The organism is Marinobacter gudaonensis (assembly GCF_900115175.1).
GTDB classification, from domain to species: Bacteria; Pseudomonadota; Gammaproteobacteria; order Pseudomonadales; family Oleiphilaceae; genus Marinobacter; species Marinobacter gudaonensis.
Genome location: NZ_FOYV01000001.1, coordinates 553882 through 575570, shown reverse-complemented (window position 1 = coordinate 575570; position 21689 = coordinate 553882). Strand labels below are relative to the sequence as shown.

16 protein-coding genes are annotated in these 21689 nt (G+C 56.0%); 7 read left to right on the top strand and 9 right to left on the bottom strand.

The window, feature by feature from the left end; genetic code table 11:
• Window positions 1–4 precede the first annotated feature (4 nt).
• The 6 genes from asnB to BM344_RS02585 all read left to right on the top strand — a co-directional run bounded on the left by asnB (window position 5) and on the right by BM344_RS02585 (window position 7592).
• Complete coding sequence (gene asnB / locus BM344_RS02610) at window positions 5–1924, top strand: asparagine synthase (glutamine-hydrolyzing) (protein WP_091985679.1); 1920 nt, start codon at window positions 5–7, stop codon at window positions 1922–1924.
• On the top strand, window positions 1914–2822 hold the full coding sequence (locus BM344_RS02605) for a glycosyltransferase (RefSeq protein ID WP_091985676.1): 909 nt from the start codon (window positions 1914–1916) through the stop codon (window positions 2820–2822). Before asnB ends, BM344_RS02605 begins: the two co-directional genes overlap by 11 nt.
• 10 nt (window positions 2823–2832) lie before the next feature.
• Complete coding sequence (locus tag BM344_RS02600; protein WP_091985674.1) at window positions 2833–3909, top strand: GNAT family N-acetyltransferase; 1077 nt, start codon at window positions 2833–2835, stop codon at window positions 3907–3909.
• Window positions 3906–4820, top strand: a complete 915-nt coding sequence (locus BM344_RS02595; protein WP_091985671.1) for a glycosyltransferase — start codon at window positions 3906–3908, stop codon at window positions 4818–4820. Before BM344_RS02600 ends, BM344_RS02595 begins: the two co-directional genes overlap by 4 nt.
• Window positions 4810–5955, top strand: a complete 1146-nt coding sequence (locus BM344_RS02590; RefSeq protein WP_091985669.1) for a GNAT family N-acetyltransferase — start codon at window positions 4810–4812, stop codon at window positions 5953–5955. Before BM344_RS02595 ends, BM344_RS02590 begins: the two co-directional genes overlap by 11 nt.
• Before the next feature lie 80 nt (window positions 5956–6035).
• The gene (locus BM344_RS02585; RefSeq protein WP_091985666.1) at window positions 6036–7592 is read left to right on the top strand and encodes an exosortase/archaeosortase family protein; all 1557 of its coding nucleotides are present in this window, start codon (window positions 6036–6038) and stop codon (window positions 7590–7592) included.
• Here the strand turns inward: BM344_RS02585 and BM344_RS02580 are convergent.
• From BM344_RS02580 to prsK, 6 genes are all read right to left on the bottom strand, one after another.
• Window positions 7528–8610 (bottom strand): glycosyltransferase, encoded by a 1083-nt coding sequence (locus BM344_RS02580; RefSeq protein ID WP_091985665.1) that lies wholly within the window; start codon window positions 8608–8610, stop codon window positions 7528–7530. The two genes, BM344_RS02585 and BM344_RS02580, sit on opposite strands and share 65 nt — an antisense overlap.
• A 67-nt stretch (window positions 8611–8677) precedes the next feature.
• Entirely contained in the window at window positions 8678–9346 is a 669-nt protein-coding gene (locus tag BM344_RS02575; protein WP_208603369.1) for a PEP-CTERM sorting domain-containing protein, read from the bottom strand.
• A 141-nt stretch (window positions 9347–9487) separates the two neighbouring features.
• Window positions 9488–11452 carry a PA14 domain-containing protein gene (locus BM344_RS02570; protein ID WP_091985660.1) on the bottom strand — a complete coding sequence of 655 codons (1965 nt, stop codon included), beginning with the start codon at window positions 11450–11452 and terminating at the stop codon, window positions 9488–9490.
• 120 nt (window positions 11453–11572) lie between these two features.
• Complete coding sequence (locus BM344_RS02565; protein ID WP_091985657.1) at window positions 11573–14275, bottom strand: tetratricopeptide repeat protein; 2703 nt, start codon at window positions 14273–14275, stop codon at window positions 11573–11575.
• Window positions 14276–14313: 38 nt separating this feature from the next.
• Window positions 14314–15684 carry a PEP-CTERM-box response regulator transcription factor gene (prsR, locus tag BM344_RS02560; protein WP_091985654.1) on the bottom strand — a complete coding sequence of 457 codons (1371 nt, stop codon included), beginning with the start codon at window positions 15682–15684 and terminating at the stop codon, window positions 14314–14316.
• Between the two features lie 102 nt (window positions 15685–15786).
• On the bottom strand, window positions 15787–17922 hold the full coding sequence (gene prsK / locus BM344_RS02555) for an XrtA/PEP-CTERM system histidine kinase PrsK (protein ID WP_091985652.1): 2136 nt from the start codon (window positions 17920–17922) through the stop codon (window positions 15787–15789).
• A 280-nt stretch (window positions 17923–18202) separates the two neighbouring features.
• On the opposite strand from prsK, the gene BM344_RS02550 reads away from it, so the two are divergent.
• Entirely contained in the window at window positions 18203–18934 is a 732-nt protein-coding gene (locus BM344_RS02550) for a PEP-CTERM sorting domain-containing protein (protein WP_167363203.1), read from the top strand.
• Window positions 18935–19003: 69 nt separating this feature from the next.
• On the opposite strand, the gene BM344_RS02545 is transcribed toward BM344_RS02550, so the two are convergent.
• The 3 genes from BM344_RS02545 to BM344_RS02535 are packed head-to-tail and all read right to left on the bottom strand — an operon-like array spanning window position 19004 to window position 21686.
• A complete protein-coding gene (locus BM344_RS02545) occupies window positions 19004–19951 on the bottom strand; it encodes an SDR family oxidoreductase (RefSeq protein WP_091985647.1) in 948 nt (315 codons plus the stop codon).
• Window positions 19951–20766, bottom strand: coding sequence for a lysophospholipid acyltransferase family protein (locus BM344_RS02540; protein WP_091985644.1), 816 nt, complete (start codon window positions 20764–20766; stop codon window positions 19951–19953). The genes BM344_RS02545 and BM344_RS02540 overlap by 1 nt, the downstream gene beginning before the upstream one ends.
• On the bottom strand, window positions 20763–21686 hold the full coding sequence (locus BM344_RS02535) for a D-hexose-6-phosphate mutarotase (RefSeq protein ID WP_091985641.1): 924 nt from the start codon (window positions 21684–21686) through the stop codon (window positions 20763–20765). The genes BM344_RS02540 and BM344_RS02535 overlap by 4 nt, the downstream gene beginning before the upstream one ends.
• Window positions 21687–21689: the final 3 nt, after the last annotated feature.

The following is a 21689-nucleotide window of genomic DNA, read 5'->3' as shown; positions in this document are numbered from 1 at the left end:
GGCCATGTGTGGGATTGGCGGCATGTTGTCGACCGGTGCTCTGAGTGAAGCGGCGGAAAAGGTTCTGGTCGATATGGGGCGGGCTATTCAGCACCGGGGGCCAGACCAGGAAGGCGTCTGGCGCGAGGGGCGGCTTGGGCTTGTTCACCGGCGGCTTTCTATTCAGGATCTTTCGTCCGCGGGCGCCCAACCAATGGTTTCGAGCTCCGGCCGTTTTGTAATGGCCTTCAACGGAGAAATTTATAACTTCCTGACCCTGAAGCAGGATTTGGAGCTACTGGGAATCACTTTCAGGGGGCATTCCGACACCGAGGTAATGCTGGCAGCTTTTGAAGCCTGGGGTGTCGAAGAATCGCTTCATCGATTCAATGGCATGTTTGCCTTCGCGTTAGTCGACCGTAAAGTGGAACAGCTTCTCCTTGCCCGCGACCGCACGGGCGAGAAGCCTCTCTACTATGGCTGGCAGGGCGATACTTTGCTCTTTGGTTCGGAGCTGAAGGCAATGCGTGCCCACCCGGACTGGCAAGGGAAGATTGACCGAAATGCGCTTGCCCTCTTGTTGCGGCACAACTTTATCCCGGGGCCGCACAGTATCTATCAGGATATTCGCAAGCTGCCTCCCGCTACATTGATCCGATTCGATCTCGAAGGAAAGCCCGGAAGCTGGCCCGAGCCAGAGACCTACTGGTCTCTGCCTGAGGCTTTTGCAGATAGAAAGGTCCAGACGCTTGAAGAGGCGGCGGACGAACTGGAGCGCCATCTTGCCACAGTGATTGGTGAGCAAATGATCTCCGATGTCCCCCTGGGAGCGTTTCTCTCCGGTGGCATTGATTCGTCCACCGTGGTGGCGATGATGCAAAAGCAGGCCACCCAACAGGTACGCACCTTCAGCATCGGTTTTAAGGAAGCCGGCTTCAACGAGGCGGAACACGCCAAGGCCGTGGCAGCTCACTTGGGAACTGAACATACTGAACTCTACGTCTCTCCAGACGACGGCCTGGCGCTTATCCCGAAATTGCCAACCCTTTACGACGAGCCCTTTGCCGATTCTTCCCAGATCCCAACCTACCTGGTCAGTGAGATGACACGCCAGCATGTAACCGTTGCATTATCGGGAGACGGTGGCGATGAACTGTTTTGCGGTTACCCCCGATATCCGGGCAGCGTTGATGCCTGGAATCGTCGGGGGCAGCTCAAGGCCCGCATGCGCCAATGGGCTTCGAGTTTGCCTCCGGAATTGGTGGCTGGACTTGTTCAGAAACTGGTTCCGGGGCAGGGTGAACGGGCCCGCGCCTCCCTGGCGGAACGTTTGCGTCAGGAAGCGGCGGTGGCAAGTGCCGGTACCCTGGCGGAGAGGTATCGCCAAAGCGTGAGCTTTTGGGCGGCGCCGGAGCGTCTGGTCAAGAACGGGCAGGAACCTGACTATGCTCTGACGCAGCCCGTTCCCAAAGCTGTCTTGGGCGATCCTCTCAAGACCCTGATGTGGTTGGATCTCAACTGGTATCTGCCGGACGATATCCTTGTAAAAGTGGATCGGGCTGCCATGGCATGCAGCCTCGAAACACGCGTGCCTTTGCTGGACAGACGCATCGTGGAGTTCGCTTTGGGGCTTCCGAGCGAGCTTAATTATTCGGGTGGGGTAGGGAAGCGGGTATTGCGGGAAGTTCTCTACCGGTATGTTCCGAAGGAGTTAGTGGAACGCCCCAAACAGGGATTCGCGGTGCCACTGGGCCACTGGCTGAGAACCAGCTTGAGAGATTGGGCTGAGGAGCTTCTGAGCGAGCGTCGACTCCGGGAGGAGGGTTATTTTCATCCGGAGCCCATTCGACGGCTTTGGGAAGCCCACTTGAAAGGCAAAGACGACCACGCCTATCCGCTCTGGGGTGTTTTGATGTTTCAGGCATGGCTTGGGCATGGAGGCTAAAACAGTGGAGGTTTCCGGCCCGATAGTAAGCATCGTAACGCCTACGTTTAATCGGGCGAAATACATTCGCCTTGCCGTTGAGAGCGTGCTGGCCCAGACAGAACGGCGCTGGGAGTTGCTCATTGTGGATGATGGATCAACCGACGATACCGCTACCGTTTTGCAGCCTTATCTCAGTGAGCCTCGCATCAACTATATTTACCAGAGCAACAGAGGCCAGAGCGCGGCAAGAAATGTGGCACTAAATAATGCCCGTGGTGCCTACGTCGGCTTTTTGGACTCCGACGATATCTGGTTTCCGGAGAAGTTGGAGCGTCAGCTGCAGCTTTTTGAACGGCACCCCGATGCGCACATCGTTCACGGTGATGAGATAACGATTGACGAAAAAGGGAACGAAATCAGCCGCAAGAATATGCGCAGGTATTCGGGCAGGATTACACCGCAACTTCTGGCCGACAACAGCGTGAGTATTACCACTGCTCTGGTTCGGCACGAATGCTTTGATGTGATGGGAGGCTTCGATCCCAAGTACGGAGTGGCTGATGATTACGAGTTGTGGCTTCGTTTTTCTGCCCGGTATTCATTCCTTTATGACCCGAGACTGGTAGCGGGTTATCGTGTAATGCCCGATCAGATTTCCTCTGACAAACGTCGTCGCTTTGCTGCGAATGAGCGGATCATTCTGGATTTTTTGGAGCGGCACGGTGACTGCCTGTCTTCCACCGAGAGGCGTAGGGGGCTGGCTATGTTTTTTACTCGAAAGGCCCGATATTTTGCGTCGGTCGGAGAGTTCCGGACGGCCGCGACCGCGATTTCACGTTCACTGGTCTATGCCCCCACCAACCCTGTGGTGTGGCGCGGCGTTTACCGGGTTATTTGCCCACAGAGCATTGGGTGATTGACTGCTAATGAACAACGATCGTCAAAAGCCCCCTGTTCCAGAAGACTCGATTGGTTCGATAAGGTCTGTCACCTGGCACCCCAGGTATCGGGAAGGTGTTCTGGAACTCTTTTCGAACGTGCCACACAAAGCGCAGCTGTGGCAATGGGAGTTCGAGAGTAGCCCGTTCGGGAAAGCCTTCGATCCCGTTCTTTTGGTCGACCGGGAGGATCAGGTCGTTGGCTTTAACGGCGTGATGCCCATTGAGGCCACCGCCTTTGGTGAGCCCATCGACGCGCTCTGGAGTTGTGATTTCCATGTTGTGGAATCGTGGCGAGGCAAGGGATTGGGGAGTCGAATCAAGAGCGTATTGCACGGCAAGGCCAAAGAGGTGATGGCATTTGGTATAAGCGACCATGCAAGCAGGGTTCTTCTTCATTTGGGGTGGAAGCCCGACCTCAGGGTGCGGAATTATCGTTTGCTGAGAAGTTCCCGTGGGATTCGGGAATGGGCGTTCAGGGCAATTCAATGGCTCAACCGCAGCCTTGGATTATTGGGCCCCCGCCTTTCCAACTGCACGATCACCGTACGATCAACGTTGCCTGACCAAGCTTCAATCGATGAGTTATGGGAACGGGAGAAGAGCGGCTACTCAAGAATCGTCAAACGTTCCTTCGAGTACCTCAAGTGGAAATATCAGTGCCACCCGCTCGCTCGTTACGCCTTTGTCTGTGCCTGGGAGCATCAAGAGCTTGCCGCGTTGATGGTTGTCCGGTTCCATGGCGAAACGCTGAAAATTGTCGACTATGCTGGCCCGGCTTCCAATGCCGCGCTCAAAAGGGCCCTTGTACGTCGTATTCGAGACCATTGGCGACATGCTCTGCAGTTAACTGTGGTTACGTCGGATGCCCAGTTGGGGCAGTGTTTGCGCAATGAGGGTTTCTTCTCTCCTCGTACTCGCCCGAGATTTTATATCCATGATTCAGAGACTGAACTTACCCGAGGTTGGTTCATAATGGCTGGAGACTCGGATGGCGAGCTGCTGGGCGCTGCTGCAGATTTCTGCAAGGGCTCTACAGTGTTGAATGAAACGGAAGTCAATTGAAAGGGAAAAACATGACAGAGGGCGCTCCAACCGTCAGCGTGATCACACCTACGTTTAACCGCGCGGATTTTATTGGCGAGGCTGTCGAGAGCGTTCTCGGCCAGACGTTCGGTGATTTTGAGTTATTGATCGTTGATGACGGCTCCGCGGACAACACAAGGGAGATTTTGTCTCGCTATCTGTCGGATACGCGTCTGCGTTATTTCTACCAGGAAAACCAGGGGCAAAGTGTAGCCAGAAATCGAGGATTAGCTGAGTCCAGGGGGCAGTTCCTTTGTTTTATTGATTCGGACAATGTGTGGCTTCCAAACAAACTGGAGAGCCAGCTCAGTTTTTTACGGGAGCATCCTGAGGTCGACATCGTTTACGGAGACATTATTACGATTGATGAGGCTTCAAAGGAGATCGGGCGGGAGAACATGCGGCGTTTTAGTGGCCATATTGCCGGGGATTTGCTGCGCGATAATTTCGTGAGCATCAATACAAGCATGGTGAGACGCCATTGTTATACAGAGCTCGGAGGGTTCAACGAAAAGGATCGGCTGGCTGAGGACTATGACCTGTGGTTGAGGTATTCAACCCGTTTTAAATTTCATTATATACCTGAGTATTTTGCCAAGTACCGTGTCATGGATGATCAGATCTCCAGCGACAAATCCGCACGTTTCTGGGCGAATGAGCGAACGCTCAGGTTTTTTCTGGACGCATACCCTACGGCGGTGGATTGGAAGACTCAAAGAAAGGGATGGTCGACCTTTTTTGCCCGCAAAGCCAGATATCTGGCTGGCCAGCGAAGCGTAACCAAGGCATTGCTCACTTCCTTGCAGTCATTGGTGCAATGGCCCTTTCACAGTACCGGTTGGCGCGCACTTTTCCGGGTCTTTTTTCCAGGCTTGAAAGATGTCAGCTGACAGAACTCTGCATGTTTGCCAGCTCAGCGAGTCTCAATTCCAGTCTATGGCTGACGATTGGCAGGCATGTCTGGCACGCTCTGATGCGCATCCCCTGTTTATGGGCTGGCCCTGGCTTTACAGCTGGTGGCAACGATGGTCTCAGGTACTTGGGCTGCAACTCCTGCTCCTTGGCGTATATGATCGAAGCGGAGAGCTCGTTGGTATTGGCCCATTTTATGGGCGCGACCAGGTAACGCCGACCGGCCTGCGAGTGCGCCGGGTTCATTTGATTGGCAATGCCTGGCATGTTGCCCCTACCGTTCGCACCGAATATTGCAGCCTGATCACTGCCAACGAGAGATCCGATGACGTTTACCAAGCGTTGCTGGAAGCCCTGCATACGCTGCCGTGGGACGAGTGGGTTTTGTGCGATGCTCTGGAATCGGAACTTCAGCGCCTGGAACAGAACGATGGTGAGCTTGGGCCTGAAATCTACAGAGTTAACAGGGTGCGGGACGAAGGGGTGCGTATCGAGACCAGTGGCAGTTTCGACGACTGGTTAGTTGGGTTGGGTTCCAACACTCGCCTGAAAGTCTTCAATCGCCGAAAGTACCTTGAGTCCAGGGGAGACCTCAAACTGACGTCTTCCCCAACCGGTGACAGCGCGCAATTTCTGTCGAGACTGAACGCGTTCCATAAGGCTCGCTGGGGAAAGCCGGCATTTGATCACGAGGCACTGCTTTTCCACCAACACATGATAGAACGGCTAGAAAAGTTTGGCGGCCGGGTGCATCTCTCTGAGCTTTATTTTGAGAACGAGTGTGTTTCGGTTCTCTATGATGTAACGGTGGCCGGCCAAAGGATAAACCTTCAGGCCGGGTATCAGGAGGACCTGGACCCAAGGGTGGCCTTAGGGTCCTTGCATCTTGGCTATGCCATAGAAGAAGCTTTTGGCGACTCGGAAACCGCCTTCTACGATTTGTTGGCAGGTGGCGGGAAGAACCACGATTACAAGAAGCATTACCGCGGCCAGATTGTTGTCTTCCAGACTGTCCAGCTTGTACGCAACCGATTTTTGAGCTCCGTGTATAGTAAACAGCATAAAATGCCCGCGACTTTGAGGCGCTTCGTAAATCGCTGGTTGAAGTTGTAGTAGAGTGTTGGTTGCAATGGAATTGGCAATGTGCAAAGGGCACAATAGACAAGCGCAGTTACTTCATAAGGATTGTGAAAATGGCAGCTCACCGAGGGGACATGGTAGGTGTAAAGTACCAATGGATGTCTTACCTGGTTGGATTTGCTCCACTCCTATTTGTCCTCTGGCCCACTCTTCACGACATCTTCGGTCGCTGGCTCAAACTGGATGAGTCTTACTCCCACGGTTTCCTGTTAGGCGCTGTTTCGCTCTTCCTTACTTTCAGGGCAGCCCGAAAGCATCCAGCCGTTCCGGGATTCTATCCTTCCTGGCTTTTGCCCTTTGTGATTTGCCTGTCCGCTTACTGGGTCGGAGGGCTCATTCGCTTGCAGGCGCTTCAGCATCTGGCCCTTATTCCTCTGTTACTGAGTGCCTTTGCCGTCCTCGTGGGATGGCGGCAGGGCAAGTGGTTCCTCATACCTTTGGGCATACTCTTTCTGGCGATACCGGTTTGGGATTTTCTGTCCTGGCCACTGCAGTTGGTTACTGTTGCTGTGAACCAGGCTTTGCTGGGGCTTTTCGACATTGAGTTTGAGGTTGAAGGTGTATTTGTTTACCTGATCGGTGTTGGTGCCTTTGAGGTGGCGCACGGCTGCTCCGGGCTTCGCTACCTTCTGGTGGGCCAGGCCCTGGTTCTGATCTACGGGGAGCTTTACCTCACCCGACTTCGGTCGAAGGTTTTTCTTTATTTATTGGGATGTGGCTTCGCCCTCGTTGCCAACTGGATTCGCGTATTCGTCATTATCTACATGGGTTATGAAACCAATATGCAATCCAGTCTGATTGAGAACCACGATAATTTCGGCTGGTGGGTGTTTGCCGGCACCCTAGTGCCCCTTTATTTCGTGGCGCGTCGTCTGGAGCTTCGGGACGAAAGGGCAGAAACTGAACCGCGGCAGAGGGTCGAAGAGGCGCGACCACAGGGCGAGAATGGCAGCGCAGTCTATGGCGTCGTCGCCTTGGTGGCGCTTGCTTGGGGGGCCTGGTTCGCGCTTCCGGAAGAGCGATCACAGATAGCAAACCAGCCAGAAAACTACGGCATGGATTTAGGGGATCTGTATGCGCCCGTCTTCGGTTCCCAGCTGGCGGGTTGGAAGCCCAATCTGCGAAACCCCGACCGGGTTTATGTACAGACAATGTTCGATCGTAGCAGGGCCAGGGTAGGCGCCAGTCCCAACAGCGTGTTCTATCTCGGCGTGTTCACTTACGACTACCAGAGGAATGGCGCAGAGCTGATCCAGTACAGCAATCGCTTGTACGATCGTGACCTTTGGATGCCGGAGGCCTTCTTTCCGGTTGATACACCTCTGAATATCCCGATTCAGGGCCTTACCCTCAAACACCGGTTGTCTGGGAAGCGTGTTCACCTTGGATACACTTACTACGCCCACAGCCAGTGGGAAACCGATCAGTGGCGTGCGAAACTGGCGCAGGTGTCGGGATTCTTCAGCAATCGTGATGATGCGTCGTTGTTGATAGGTGCGGTTCAATGCCTCGAATGCGACGTACCGGAAACACTGTCCGGTTTCATCAGCGATGCTTTTCCGGCCGCATTGGCTCGGATAGAAGCGACGGTTGGCGAGCCTGCTCATTGAGGAAATTGCCCAGCCGCCGCAGGAAATTGGAGTGATTGGTATTGCTCCACTCCCGGGCAAGCTCTGAGCGCTTGCCGAGCACATCCAGTGGTTCCGTTAGAGCACCAGCGATGACTGTCTCAAGATCGGCGTCGGTTACCTTGTAGCGGGTTCCCAAGCGGAACTTCTGGGTTGCGGCTGGGCGTGCCAGGAATCCGAACGTTGGTGATACCAGTTCGTTCATTGGCGGCGCATCGGTGGTGATGGTTACGCAGCCGTTTGCCAGAGCTTCTGCCAGAACCTGCCCGTAACCCTCCACCTCTGAGGGCTGTATAGCGAAGCCGGCTTTGGCCCACAGGGCTGAGAGTTCTTCTTGTTTGATGTCTTTCCTGATTTCTATGTTGGGCAAGTTAGCGGGAAGTTCCGGTGCTTGCTCGGAAACCACCACAAGCTTTGGCCATTCTGGGTGGCGTTGCCAGCAATTAAGTATGGCTTGGGTGCCCTTGAATTGGCTGGTGCCGGCGACATGAAGCGCCAGCCCGTAGTTCTTTTCTTCTTGTTGCATGCCGTGCCCCGCCATGTCCCCGGTAAAACCAAGAAACTCGGTGGACGGGTGCAGCTTTTCAAAGATCTCAACCGCAAGCCTGGTTTTGCCAAGCACCTTATCCACGTCTGGCAGGTATGGAAGACGCGACCCGATAAACCATTCCTGGTTGGGGATCAGCCAGTGGCGGTGTCCCTTCCAGAGTTGCGTAGGCTGGATGTTCTCCAGGTGAACGACAAGCTCTTCGGGGCTCGCAGATTTCCGCAGTTTTGAAAGCCGGACAAGTGTGCGGAAGTACAGTCGTTGGAAACGCTCCGAGGTGAATCGCCGGAGCAGCGCAAAGGAAATTCTTTCGAGGTTCCTGCGCCATTGCCGGGGGGGAGGCAGTTGGAGAATCGCGCATTCGTGTCCATGAGACTCGACGGCGGCCTTGAGAATCTGGGCATCCTTTTTCAAACCTCGACCACTGTACGAATAGACAATCAGTACGCGCATATACCTGAACCAAACAATAAAAAGCCCTGCCAGGGCAGGGCTTTAAAGACTAGCACAGATTCTGGTGTCAGGCTTTTTTACGGCCTTTCATCCGCACTGCAATGCCTGCGAGGCCGAGGCCAAGCAGAGCCAGGGTGCCAGGCTCGGGTACTTTGGAGGCTTGGACCATCACGAGCATGTCGTCATGGTTGTCATCCACCTGGTTGTTGTCGTCCAGGCTAAGAATGAACCAGTCTTCGCCAACTTCAAAAATCGAGAAGTTGTACCCAACCGCCTGGTTGCCAGTTCCTTGGTTGGAAACAGAGCCAACTGGCGCTCCCCAGGCGAGGGAAGAGAACCCAAAATCAAGTTTCCCAAGGCCGCCTGAGTAGATAGTGCTGAAAGTTTCTCCAAGTGCGCTACTGGCAGTGTTCAGCACTACTGACCCTTCGTATAGGAAAGATCCGGTATAGCCTGCCTCTTTACCCAGGTAGGTAAAGGTGAGCTTGAACGGATCAGATGACACGGACTCAATGGAATGAGACAGCAGAACAGAGTCTGTGGTGTCGTAGTACTGAGGGCCTGTGAACAAACCAGCCGGGATGCCGGTGCCGTTTGCGTAATCGTTGTTGCCTGGAACCGCGGTTGGTGTTGCAGCAGGCGCGGTATTGGCTACCGTGCCAATAAAGGCGGCCTGTGCTGCCCCTGCGAATCCTACCGCTGCAGCCAGCGCAACGCATTGAGTCAGTTTTTTCATTTGAGTCACTCCTCCGGTGAGTGGTCTTTTGTACACCATCTTTTATCTAGCAGTTGTCGTGCCATTTCATAAGGCATTGAAATTAATGCGTTTTAAATGGCATCGCCTTGTTAGGTGTAAAAAGTTCCGACAAATGAATCTTTACTCCACGGTGTGTTGCACTGGCTCTGATGGTTCACTGCTCAATCCGTTGGTATCGATCACCTGAATGGTGAAGTACCAAAGTCCGGGCGCCAGGTCGGTAATGGTGGTGGAAGTTGTACCGGCCGGCACGCTGATCACTTCGGTGAGGTTATTGGGGTCCTGCCCGTAGTTGATGCGGTAGGAATCGATCTCACTCAGTGAAATGCTGCTGCCGTCCACCCGGGTGCCAGGCGGCGTCCAGGAAAGCGTAACGCTGCCTGTGCTGCTGGTGGTCTCCCCGGGAGAGCTGGTGGCTGGCGACTGGGGCTCGGAAACGGGTTCGAGAGTGTAGGGGTGTAACCCCGACTGGTAGGCCTCAAGGACGGTTATGCCGCTGCTATTGAAAACGCTGTCTGCCACCGGTTGCATCAAGGGCAGTCCGTAGCGCAGCTTGTAAAGATCATCGACGCCGTCATTCAGTGAGCTCTCGGCAAATTCGCTGTTAAGCGCCAGGCGCGAGACGGTGCTGGCGGGCGCAAGGACTTCTCCGCTGGCCGTGTCTGATATGTTCAGCACTGCGGTGGCTCCCCAGCCGTATTCAAAATACTCCATGGTTACCGCCACCGGCGTGCCCGCTTCCAGGCTGGCCGTGGCACTGTAGGTGGTTGGTGACTGGTTTTTCCATTGGTTGATGATTGGGGCACCGTTCAGTAGCAGGCGAACGCCATCGTCAGTGGTTGTGGTGAAGGTGTATTCGCGCATTCCGTCGTTGTGGGGAGGGGTAAACCAGCCCTGCCAGCGAATGCTGAATCTGTCCTTTGGCAGGTCAGTGGCGGGGCTCCCGCTACCCCAGTTGAAGTTGATCGATGCGTTCTCCTCAGCCCGGACAAACGTGCCGAAGTCTGTCCCGGTGAAGTACTGGCCAACAAACCCGGCCTCGTAGACTTCCTCCGGCGCCGGGGCATCCTCCAGATTGGTTGGATCGGTGCCGGCCTGGTATTCCTGGAGTGCGGAGTAGCCGTCGCCATCAAGGTCTGAAGTGGCATCGGCCGGGTCTGTGGGATCAAGCCCGTAGGCATACTCGTAGCCATCCGGCAGGCCGTCGGAATCGGTATCCTCGGCGATGGGGCTGGTGCGGGCCCAGAATTCGTCTGTGGCGCTCAACAGGTCATTGTCGGTGTCTGAGGTAGCATCTGCGGCATTGGATGGGTCCAGTCCGAAGATGATTTCCCAGTTGTCGTAGAGGCCATCCTTGTCCTGATCCAGGGGCGGGTAGGCCTTGTTGAACGAGAGGTTCTGTTGGGCGTCAAAATAGCCAATATGATATCCGAGGTGGTAGGCCTGTTCCGGCGTTAATTCCGGGGCCGCGCCGGGTGCCTCAACGGCCCAGGTATGCAATGCGGAGCTGCCGATGGTTTGCTGGGAAAAGCCCGGTCCGGACCAGGCCACCGTAAAGTGGTCATCCCAGCCTCCCTCTTTGTGCCGCAGCTCAAAGTAGTATTTCTTGCCTGCTTCCAGAAACTGGATTGGCGAGGTCTGGGAGCTGTAGCGGTTAAAAGTGTCCAGTGGCACGGCCATGGTGGAGGCGATCTGAACGAGGGACTCCGGCGCCTGGGAATCCGAGAGCCAGAACTGGGTCTGGTCGTCGCCACTGACGAAGAAGGTGTATTCCCCGGTTTCAGGCGGTTCAATAAAACCCCGTATGAGGGTCCCGTAGTTGTTTGCGCGGCTGGTGGCTCGTCGCAGCTCCGTCAGCTCGGTAACTTCGTCGGGATTGTCCGGATACTTCGCAGCATCGAGCAGTGATTGCACGTAATTGCCGGAAATCGCATCGTAATACCAGACATCAACCTTGCCCGGTTCGCTGGTTTGCGGGATAGAGGCGGTGGGAGGGAGCTGTTCTATATCGCGATATTGCCAGCTTTGACACCCTGTGATCGCCACCAGGGCGGTACCAAGGCCAAGCGCTTTGATGGCAGCCATACCAAACCTTCCTTGTGCGCCAGAACGATACATGAAGTATTGATGGGCGATTTGGAGGCTGCCAGCGTCTGCTAGGAACGATTCGCTATGTCAGCTTGGATATTATGCCGTGCCGATATTCTAGCTATTATTTCCCTGTTCAAGCCCCTTAAGGATTCTTTGCGCATCGGTGTCGCGACCTTCCGTGCGGTAAGCCTCCACCAGGTGCATCGCAATCTCCGATGACTCCGGGGCCAGTTTGTGGGCTTTTTCAAGAAGCTTGATGCCTTCTGCTTTTTTGCCGGACTGGAAGAGAATCCATCCGTAGGTGTCCGCTATGGCGCCATTCTCGGGGCTGGATTCGTACGCTCTGCGGGCGATGTCGAGAGAGCGGGAATCACCAATCTGGTGATACAACCAGGCCAGGTTGTTCAGTGCAACGCCGTTCTCCGGATGGGTTTCAAGCAGCGATTCGTAAGCAGTGACTGCTGCGTCATTCTGTTCCATCTGTTGGTAGAGAATGGCAAGGTTGAGCGTGATGGCAGGGTTGTTCGGGAAGTCACTTGCGGCTCTTTCCAGAACGTCGCTCGCTTCCTTGGTTTGCCCGGCATTGCCCAGGGCTCTTGAGAGCGCCAGGTAAAGCTCGGGGGTTGCTCTTTTACTCAAGGCAAGCTCATACAACTCGGCGGCCTGGCGGAACTCGCCCTGCCGTTCGTAATGGGAGGCCTCAACTTCATAAGGCAAAGGGGAGTTGGGGTGATGCTGTTTCACGTCCGCAAGAGCGGTTCTGGCCTTGCTGGTATTCCCGTTCTGGAATTCGATCGCCGCATATTTGAGTGCGATCTGTTCGTTCTCCGGAAACAGCACCCGTCCCCGATTCAGGATCTCAAGGGCGCGCTCGCCACGGCCACGTTGCGCCATCTGCGTGGCGATACCCTCGTAGACCGCCGCGACGTAAGGCTCCGCCGGGCTGGGTGTGCGTTCGTCCTGCCTTTCCATCAGTTGGGCCGTCAGTTCATCGGCGCGGGCGGTGTCGCCCTGAATCAGGGCGGTTTCCAGAAGCACCAACCGGGGGCCGATGGCCTGGGGATTTTCCTGATTCAACTCGGCCATGAAGCGGGTGAGCTCGTCACGCGGGATGGATCCGACCAGCGCTTGTAGCGCCATCCGGTCGTTCGGATCGGCCTTCACCGCCTGCTTGAACAGCGTGATCGCTTCGGTAGTGTTACCTCTCAGGCGCTGAAGGTTGCCAAGACCCACGAGTGGCGCCGGCGATTCGGGGGCGAGCGTTCGCGCTTTCTGCAACGCTGTCTCGGCGGCATCGTGCCGGCTGCTTTGGGCCAGGAGGTTTCCTTTCAGCACCAGTGCTCTAACATTTTCTGCATCTTCCTTGAGCGCCGCATCGAGGGTGTTGAGCGCTCCACTCACGTCGCCGGCCCTGTTCTGGGCGTTGGCTATCAATAGAACGGCCTGACTACGCTCGGCTGCGTCTGTCGGGATCTTACTGGCCTGGGTGATGGCCTCCTGAAGGTCCCCCGCCTGGAACAGGTAGGATGCATATCTTAGCCGCAGGTTGTGATTGTCCGGGTTGATCTCCAGGGATTTTTCAATCAGCTGGCGGCCACTCTGATCATCGCCTCCGGCCAGGGTTGCGATCCCGACAAGGGCAAGTGTCTGGGGATCGTTGTCGCGGTTGTCCAGGTCTTTAAGCAGATCCCGCGCGCCAAGCGGGTCTCTCATGGAGATGCGCGTGGCTGCCAGCAGCTTTCTGATTTCTCCGGAGTCTTCCAGGTCGGCAAGCGGCTCGAGAAGCTCTTCCGCCTCGGCGGCGCGGCCTTGCCTGAAGCGGATGACGCCCAGCATCAGAGCACTCGGGCGATGACCCGGCACCTGGTTCAGTGTTTCTTCGAGGTATCTGGCAGCGGTATCCAGGTCGTTCTGCTCAAGCGCCTGGCGTGCTGCTTCCATGTTACTTTTGATTGTTCCCGGCCCTGATTTTGCGAGAATTTCTTCATAAACGAAGGCCTCGGCCGACTTGCCCTGTTCTCTCAGGGCCGTCACGAGTGCGGAAATGGTTTCGTATTTGCGGAAGGTCATCACATCGTACTGGCCGATAGTCTCCAGGGCCTCGATGTAGGCCTGTTCCGCAACCGCCCAGTTACCTTCAAGGTGGGCGATCTGGCCCTTCAGTAACTGTACTTCTGCATGCTGTGGTGCCTTCTCCTCCGCCGCCGCGAGCCGCTCCTTGGCCAGTTCCGCGTTTCCGGCGGCCATGGCCGACCGGGCAAGCCCTACCAGGGCCTCAATGTTGCCATTGTTGATTTCAAGAACGTCGCGATAGGCCGCTTCGGCCCGTTCGAAATTGCCTGCCACCAGCCAGGCCCGGCCGAGAAGAATGCCTCTTTTTTCAGCCGTTTCCTGAACCGGTGAAACAACCTGATCCAGGGTTTCGCGGGCTTGTTGAATGTTGCCCTGGAGAATCAGCGCCTCCGCCCGTATGAGGGCAGCTTCATTGCGCTGGCTCTGGGTCAGGCCCTGTTCCGGAATTTTGTTCATCAACTGATCGAGCTGGCGTTCGGCATTGACGGCATCGCCGGCGGTAAGCAGGTTGTTGATGATGATGAAGTAGGGTTCTACCCGCTCCGGCTGTAGTTGTATGGCGCTACGGGCTTCAATGGTGCTTGCCTTCAGTTCACCCTGTCGCTGGAAGAACCGCGCTTGGTCAACGTGACTGATGTATTGAATGTCGTCCTGTGTCATTTCCGTTTCGTTGCTGCAGCCGGCAGCAAACAGGGTGATTGCTGCAGTGAGCAAAGCCAGCGGTAACAGTCGTGGTAGATTCATGCCCTGGTCCTTCTTCGGGTCTTGTCCTTCGCCTTCTCTCAGGCACTTGTTGTTTGTGACGTCTCGATTCGGTACTTGTCCGTCAGGTTATACAGGGTAGGGCGCGTCACACCGAGCAGTCGGGACGCCTGGGCCATATTGTAGTTGCAGGTTTGCAGCGCCTGTATGATCGCCTGCTTTTCGGCGTTTTCCCGCACCTGTCTGAGGTTCAGCTGATTGGGTGTGCCAGACGTGTCGCAGGAAAGCTCCAGATCTCCGGCGGTTACGCGCTTCCCCTCCGCCATGATGGTGGCCCGTTTAACCTTGTTGATCATCTCGCGCACGTTCCCGGGCCATGCATAGTTGCTGATGGCATTCACCGCATCCTCGCTGAACGAGAGGTTGGGGCGGTCCATCTGGTCGCCCAGGGATTTCAGGAGTGACCGGGCGATCACTAGAGCGTCGCCGTCCCGTTCACGAAGCGAGGGCACGTCGAGAGTAATCTCACTGATCCGGTAGTACAGGTCTTCACGGAAAACGCCCTCGGTGATCAGGTTCCTGACATCCCGGTGGGTTGCACACACCACGCGAACGTCGACGGGGATGGGGGTTACCGAGCCTACCCTGTCAATCACGCGTTCCTGCAGGAAACGCAGCAGCTTTGCCTGTAACGGCATTGGCATGTCGCCAATTTCATCGAGGAAAAGGGTGCCTCCGTTGGCGCTTTCAATCTTGCCTTTCTTGGTCTGGGTTGCACCGGTGAACGAGCCCTTCTCGAAGCCAAACAGTTCGCTCTCCAGCAGGTTCTCGGGAATGGCTGCACAGTTTATGGCGGCAAAAGGCTTGGAGGCTCGATGGCTCAGATCGTGTAATGCCCGGGCAAGAAGTTCCTTGCCGGTGCCGGTTTCGCCGGTGATCAGCGTGGTGACATCGGTAGGTGCGACTTTTTCGAGGGTTCGGCAGATCGAGAGCATCTGGGGGCTGGCGGCAACAATGCCTTTGATGTTGGTGCCGTTACGTTGTTGCGACAGAACCTGATTTTCCTGTTCAAGCTCTGCGATCCGGAACGCCCGGTTGACCACAAACGAGAGAATGTCGGCATCGAGTGGTTTCTGGTAAAAATCCGAGGCACCCATGCCGATGGCTTTGACGGCGTTTTCCTTTTCTTCGCGACCGGTAACAACAATGACTTTGGTCATCGGGGCGAGCTGGATGATTTCCTCAAGCAGCCGGAAACCTTCGCTGGCACCTCCGGGATCAGGCGGCAGGCCGAGATCCAGAGTGACGACTTGTGGCTCTTCCCGCCGCAGGCAGGTCAGGGCCGAGTCCCTGTCTGAGGCTACAGATACCTGCAGATCCTCACTAAAACACCACCGCATCTGGCTCTGGAGGCCGGGATCATCTTCTACTATCAAGAGTCGTCTGGTCACAACAGCAACAAGTCCTTTGTTTTTTTATTTCCACAGCCTAGATTCTCAACCGAACATTGACACTTTGCAATGCTGGTTTAATCCTCCGTTAAGAAACGACGATTAATTGGCGCTTTGCCTGGCCTCTTCTGATACGGAATCCGGTCGCACCTCTCGCACAGTGGTCACTTTGGGTTGCTCACTGGCGAGCGGAATGCGTACTGAGAAACACGAACCCACCCCAGGCTCGCTGGTCACATCGATGTCGCCACCGATTCTCCGAATGTATTCCCTGGCCTGGTAGGCGCCAATACCCATGCCGGTAAGCCCTTTGGTGCTTTCGAACGGTTTGAATAGCTGGCTGGAGATGAACTCCTTGGTCATTCCCGTGCCGGTGTCCTGTATGAACAGCACCACCTTGCCCTTGGCGAGCTTCAGCGCTATCGAGATGTCACCGGTTGGGGGTGTGGCGTCCTGGGCATTCTGAATAAGGTGGCCCAGCACGCTGCGAAGCTGCTCTTCGTCCGCTTTTATAAGGGCGGTTGGTGTGTCGCCGTCGATTCGTGGTGCCGGCGCCTGCCTCTGGTGGTGTTCAACCAGCTTGTGGGTGAGGTCTGCCAGGTTCAGCAATTTGAGCTGGGAGTCGTCGTCACTGCCCGGTCGGCGAATGTGGTCTACCAGGCCGGACATCTTGCGAACGGCGTGATCGGTGGTGTTGATCATGTCGTCAATGAACGCCGGGTTATTCCGGTGTTTCGGGGCGTTTTTTACCAGCAGGGAGAGCTGGGCAATCACCGTTTTTAGGTCGTGCACCATGAACGCAGAGGCTTTGCTCACCGCCTCAAACTGCATGGCCCGGGACAGACGGTTCTGTGCATCGGCCTGCGCCAAAAGATTGCAGGTTTGTCTGGCCACCACTTTGATCAGATCGAAGTTCTCCCAGTTCAGTTCCACCCGCGCATAAGGGTTGCCCACCAGCGCCATTCCGTAGAGATCGTTACCAAGATACAGCGGTATCACCAGCCAGCCGTCGGCGGTTTTGGCGATCGAGTCGGGTATTTCCAGCAGGTTATAGCTGACAGGGTCGGATTTGTACTCGTGGAGGTCGACGATCCATTCCCGATCTGTGAAAAAGCGAACCAGCTCGGCATCGTTGTCGATCATGGTGTGCTTGGGCGTGGTGAGGTTTACGGCGGCTTTCAGAACGTAAGCATCACGCTCTCCTTTCAGCCAGATCGCGCCGCTGTTGCTTTCAACCAGGCCCGCGAGAATCCGGATGACCCGTTCTGGCAGGGGGGGATCGTCGCTGAGGTCGGCCAGTTCGCGGGTCATTCTCAGCCATTCCTCCCGGTAGTCATATTTGTAATCGAAGAAGTTCTGGCTGATCAGAACCATAAGCCGGGCCCGGATCCGACGTGACAGCAGAAGCGTAGCGAGAAATACCAGGGAGATGGTCAGGAAAAGAACCTGGAGGGCTTCGCCCCAGTTGCCACCAAGCGCTCGAACGTAGTAGCCCCCCATGGCGAGAAACAACAGGTAGGCCCCAGCGAATAAGAGGGTGCTGGCATGAAACACCAGGGTTCGTGAAAGCTGGAATTCAATGGGTTGTTTGCGGGTGTTGATCACGTTTACAGCGAACAAAGGCACCATGGCAGCATTAATAAAGCCACGGGCATTCCAGAACGAATCCGAGACCTGGCCGAAGAGTAAGGCATCGGTATACATGAAGAAGTCGAACGCAAAAATAGTGATGACCCCGATGCAGAGGTACTTCATGCTTGAGCGGCCAAGGCCTCTCGAATTGCGCCAGATTTGCTCAAGAATCGTGAGGCCCAGAAGCGAAAGAGCAATCTGTCCGAGGATTTTTGCTTTACCGCCGATTGAGTCCCATTGAAACAGATATTCCATGATCGCCAGCAACATCAGACCTGCAATCAGGATGCCGCCAGAAGCCACGATGATCGTCCTCGTGCGGACATTGGTGCCCGACGATTTGAAGAAATCCTTCAGAATGGCATACAGAAGCAAGAGCCAGGTGGCGTCGCGAAGAAGTTCCAGAAGGTAGCGAATCAGAAAGTCCGGCTGGCCGAACAGGCTCTGGGTGATGAGAGAGACAGCCCAGAGACAGGACACGAGGGCAGCAAGAAACAGGGCCCGATCTACGTTCCTTCGAAGGTAGCGAGTGCCGACCACCAATGCGAGAAGCAGAAAGCAAGTGGCTGCCGCACCATGACTTAAGACGCCCAAATCCCTGAACATCACTGAATCCTGAATACCCGTCCCAGCCTAGTTTGGGAGGATTATTAAAATCGATCAAGTCTCCTGACTGTATCGAAAACTTAACACTTTTTACCAGGCATGTCGGTATGTTTTACACATTTATTGAATGTATTCATCCACAGGTCGGTTGGCAATATTTAAGTGTCTAACATGCCGACACTTTTAACGTTCTGGCCCCAACCCTGCTTTTCTGGCCACACGTTGCGAATCACGGTATTCGTTGTTGTAGGAAGCAGTCAGGGAAGTAGGTGTTATGGATATGAAAAAGGCATGGCGGTCGCTGGGTGCAGGGTTGATGTTAGCGGGGGCGGCCACGTTTGCCCAGGCGGTTCCTTTAACCATGGACCTGGATTTTGAAGGCTTCAGTAAGGGATACAAATCCGGAACCATCACCGACGACGGGTCCAGCATGTCGGTACGGGCCGGCATGTTTCAGTTCGATGTGAGCAATGTCTCAGGCTCAAGTTCGTTTTCGATTAGCTCGAACGATGTGCTTGAAGCCTTTTGCGTTGACATTGACACCTATCTCGATACCGAGAACATTGTTTCCTACACCCTCCTGGGTGCCGGTGATTACTTCGGGGATGCTGGCAAGGTTGATCGCATCGGCAGGCTTTACACCGGATACGAATCGGCGGTAACAGACGCTAAATCGTCGGCGGCGTTCCAGCTTGCACTCTGGGAGATCATCAATGAGGATTCTGCTTCCATGAATCTCTACAACGATGGGACGTTCAAGTCTTCCTGGTTTGATTCGGCGCGAGGGCTCGCCAACGGTTGGCTGGGCTCGCTGGACTCGCTCCAGAATGGCTACAGCCTGTATGTGCTCTCATCCGCTACCGACGAGCAGCAGAGGAAGCTCTCGCAGGATCTTCTGGTTTTCTCGCCAAAGCCGCCGGTACTGGTGCCGGAGCCCGGCACGCTGGCCCTGCTGGCCCTGGGTATCGTGGGCCTTATTCTACGCAAGGCCTCACGGCGGAGCAGAGACTGACAGGCAGTTTCCGGTCGATGCAGGATCACGAGCCCTGAGGCGCACGTCTCGGGGCTCTTTGTAACTGACCTAAACCGGCCGCTTATTCTCCCGATAAAACCGGAAAATCTCCTTCAACGGGCGCTTCGGCTCAAACCCGAATTCCCGCGCAAATGCCCGACCGTCAATTACCACCGGATACTTGAAGAACGCCATCAGGTATGACGGAAAGCTCTTCAATTTCAGGGTGTTCAGGATCAGCTTGGGTACCACCGGCGGAATCGAGAGTATCGGGAAGCGTTTGCAGCCACAGAGTTTCAGCGCGTGCTGGTAGGCCACCCAATCCTGCGGGGCGACGTTGTACACGCCACGTGTCGGTTTTTTATACGCCAGCACAATGGCATCCGCCATGTCATCAATATGGATGAACTGCATCATCGGAGAGAAGCCGGCCAGCACCGGTGCCCGCTCGCTGCCCAGCAGGGTGCTAATGGTGTTACGCACGCCCGGGCCGACGATATTGCAGGGCCGCAGAATGGTGATGTTCAGTTCCGGATAGCGCCACAGGTAGATGTTGGCGAGGTTTTCCAGCTCCACGGAATCAATCAGGTCGGCGCTCAGGCCGGCGCTTTTCAGAGGCGCGGATTCGTCGATGAGCGCCGGGTTGTAGGCCACCGCACCGTATACGTGGAAGGTGGAAAGCACCACCACGCGCTTGATGCCGTATTTGTGGCTCAGGTCCAGCATTTTCTGGGTGCCCAGCACGTTGGCGTTGTAGCGGCGCATGCGGGTGAGCTGGCTGGACATGATGCGGCCCAGGTGAATCACGCCGTCGAACTTATATCGGCGGAACAGGTCTTCGAACACCCGCTTGTTGAAGTCGATGCAGTAGCTGGGGATGTCATCGCCCAGGTACACTTGTTCGCGGAAGTCCACCGCCACCAGATCGCAGGTGTCGCGTAGCTGCTCGATCACTTGCTGGGCGAGGGCGCCCGCGGCGCCGGTAATCAGGATGTGGGGTCTGCGTTGCTGGGTCATCAGAAAAGCCTTTTCCTCTCGCTCAGTCCTTTGTCGATCAGTCGGCTGATCTCCGATTTTACCTTTTCCACCCGCTCGGTGACTTTCTCTTCCGGAATTTCAAGATCGTCGAAGTACATGGGCTGGCCGAAATTCAGGTGTACCTTGGCGGGCAATACCACGGGCAGGGCGACGGGCGCGTAGGGAATGCCCAGCGCCCGGGCCAGGGGCTTGATGTTGGCAATGGCCGGAATGGTTTCCTCGCAGCCAACAACGCCTACCGGAACAATCGGCGCGTTGTATTTCATGGCCAGGTGCATGAAGCCGTTGCCGAAGCGCTTGAGCTGATAGCGGTCCTGGTAGAGCTTGCCGGAGCCACGCACGCCTTCCGGGAAGACAATGACGGCTTCGTCGTTGGCCAGCATCTTGGCGCAATTTACCGGATCGCCGAGCACCGCGCCCACTTCGTTCAGAAGGTTGCCAAGCCAGGGCACGGTCGGAAAGAAGCGTTCGATCATAGCCCTGGGGATGCGCGGATTCTCCTCGCGCGAGGCGAGGGCATAGCCGATCAGCAGGCCGTCGATGGGCAGTTGGCCGCTGTGGTTGGCAATGATCAGTACCGGGCCTTCGGCCGGTATGTTCTCGACGCCGTGTGCCTCCACCCGGAAGTATTTTTCGTAGATCTGTTTGGTGATCGACAGGCCGTATTTTATGGCCTCGTTGTTGTAGCCCCAGGGATCATAGCCAAGCGTGCCAATAGGCTTGCGGATACGGTTGACGTGCTCGTCCAGCGCCGCCGGAACCAGACGGGATTTCAGAATCGATACCAGGCTCATGCTTTCCTTCCGATGAACACACCCAGGGTGTGGCTTTGTCCTTTATTGAGCACTCTGTAATCGCCACCGGCATTGGCGGTTTCGACGCAGAGCATGGTCTTCCAGGCCGAGTCAGGGAAATCGGAAAGCCGTGCGGCCTTTTCCGGCCCCGGATTCCATACCACGGTGGAGTCGCTGCCCACGGGCGAGAGCTTGCGGCTGCCGCGCGGCGTCACCACGTTGAGCGGCTCACCGCTTTCATAGATCCGGTCGGTTTCGCCGTCGAAGTACACCGGGCCTTCCTGCCGCTTGTATTCCCAGTTGTCGAGCGTGTCGATGTATTGGCTGTCACCCAGACCCGAGATCCGGGTGCGGGCAATGTCGCTGGTGGGCAGGTAGGTGTGCAATGCCTGGCTGAACGCGAGCGGATCATTGGCCAGGTTGGTGGTGGTCAGCGCCAGTTGGCAGCCACGGATGGAGAAGCTGAACGTTAAAAGCGCCAGGGCATGTCCGCTCCAGGCGTCTGCAAAGTCCTCGTTAGCGTCCAGCGATAGGCTGATTTCCACCTCGTGGGCGCTTTCCCGCACGTCTTCCAGTTTCCACAGCGCGGTACGGGCAAACCCGTGGGCGCTGTCGGTGTGGATGCGTTTGCGTACCTCCGGGGCATTTCTGGCCGGGTCGCCAAACCAGGGCCAGCAGATCGGAATACCGCCGCGTATGGCGCGCCCGGGCTCGTAGCGCGCGGTAGGGCTCATCCAGAGCCAATCGGCCTCGTCCTGGGGGATAAAGCTCGCCAGGTGGGCGCCCTGGAGGAAAAGGGTTGCCTGGAAGAGCGGGTGGTGTACCTCGAGGGCTTCCAGTTGCCCGATGGTTTTCCAGCGCGTGAAGGACCATTGCCCCGGAGACAGAGAAATCGGAGGCCTGTTACTGCTTTCTGACATGGT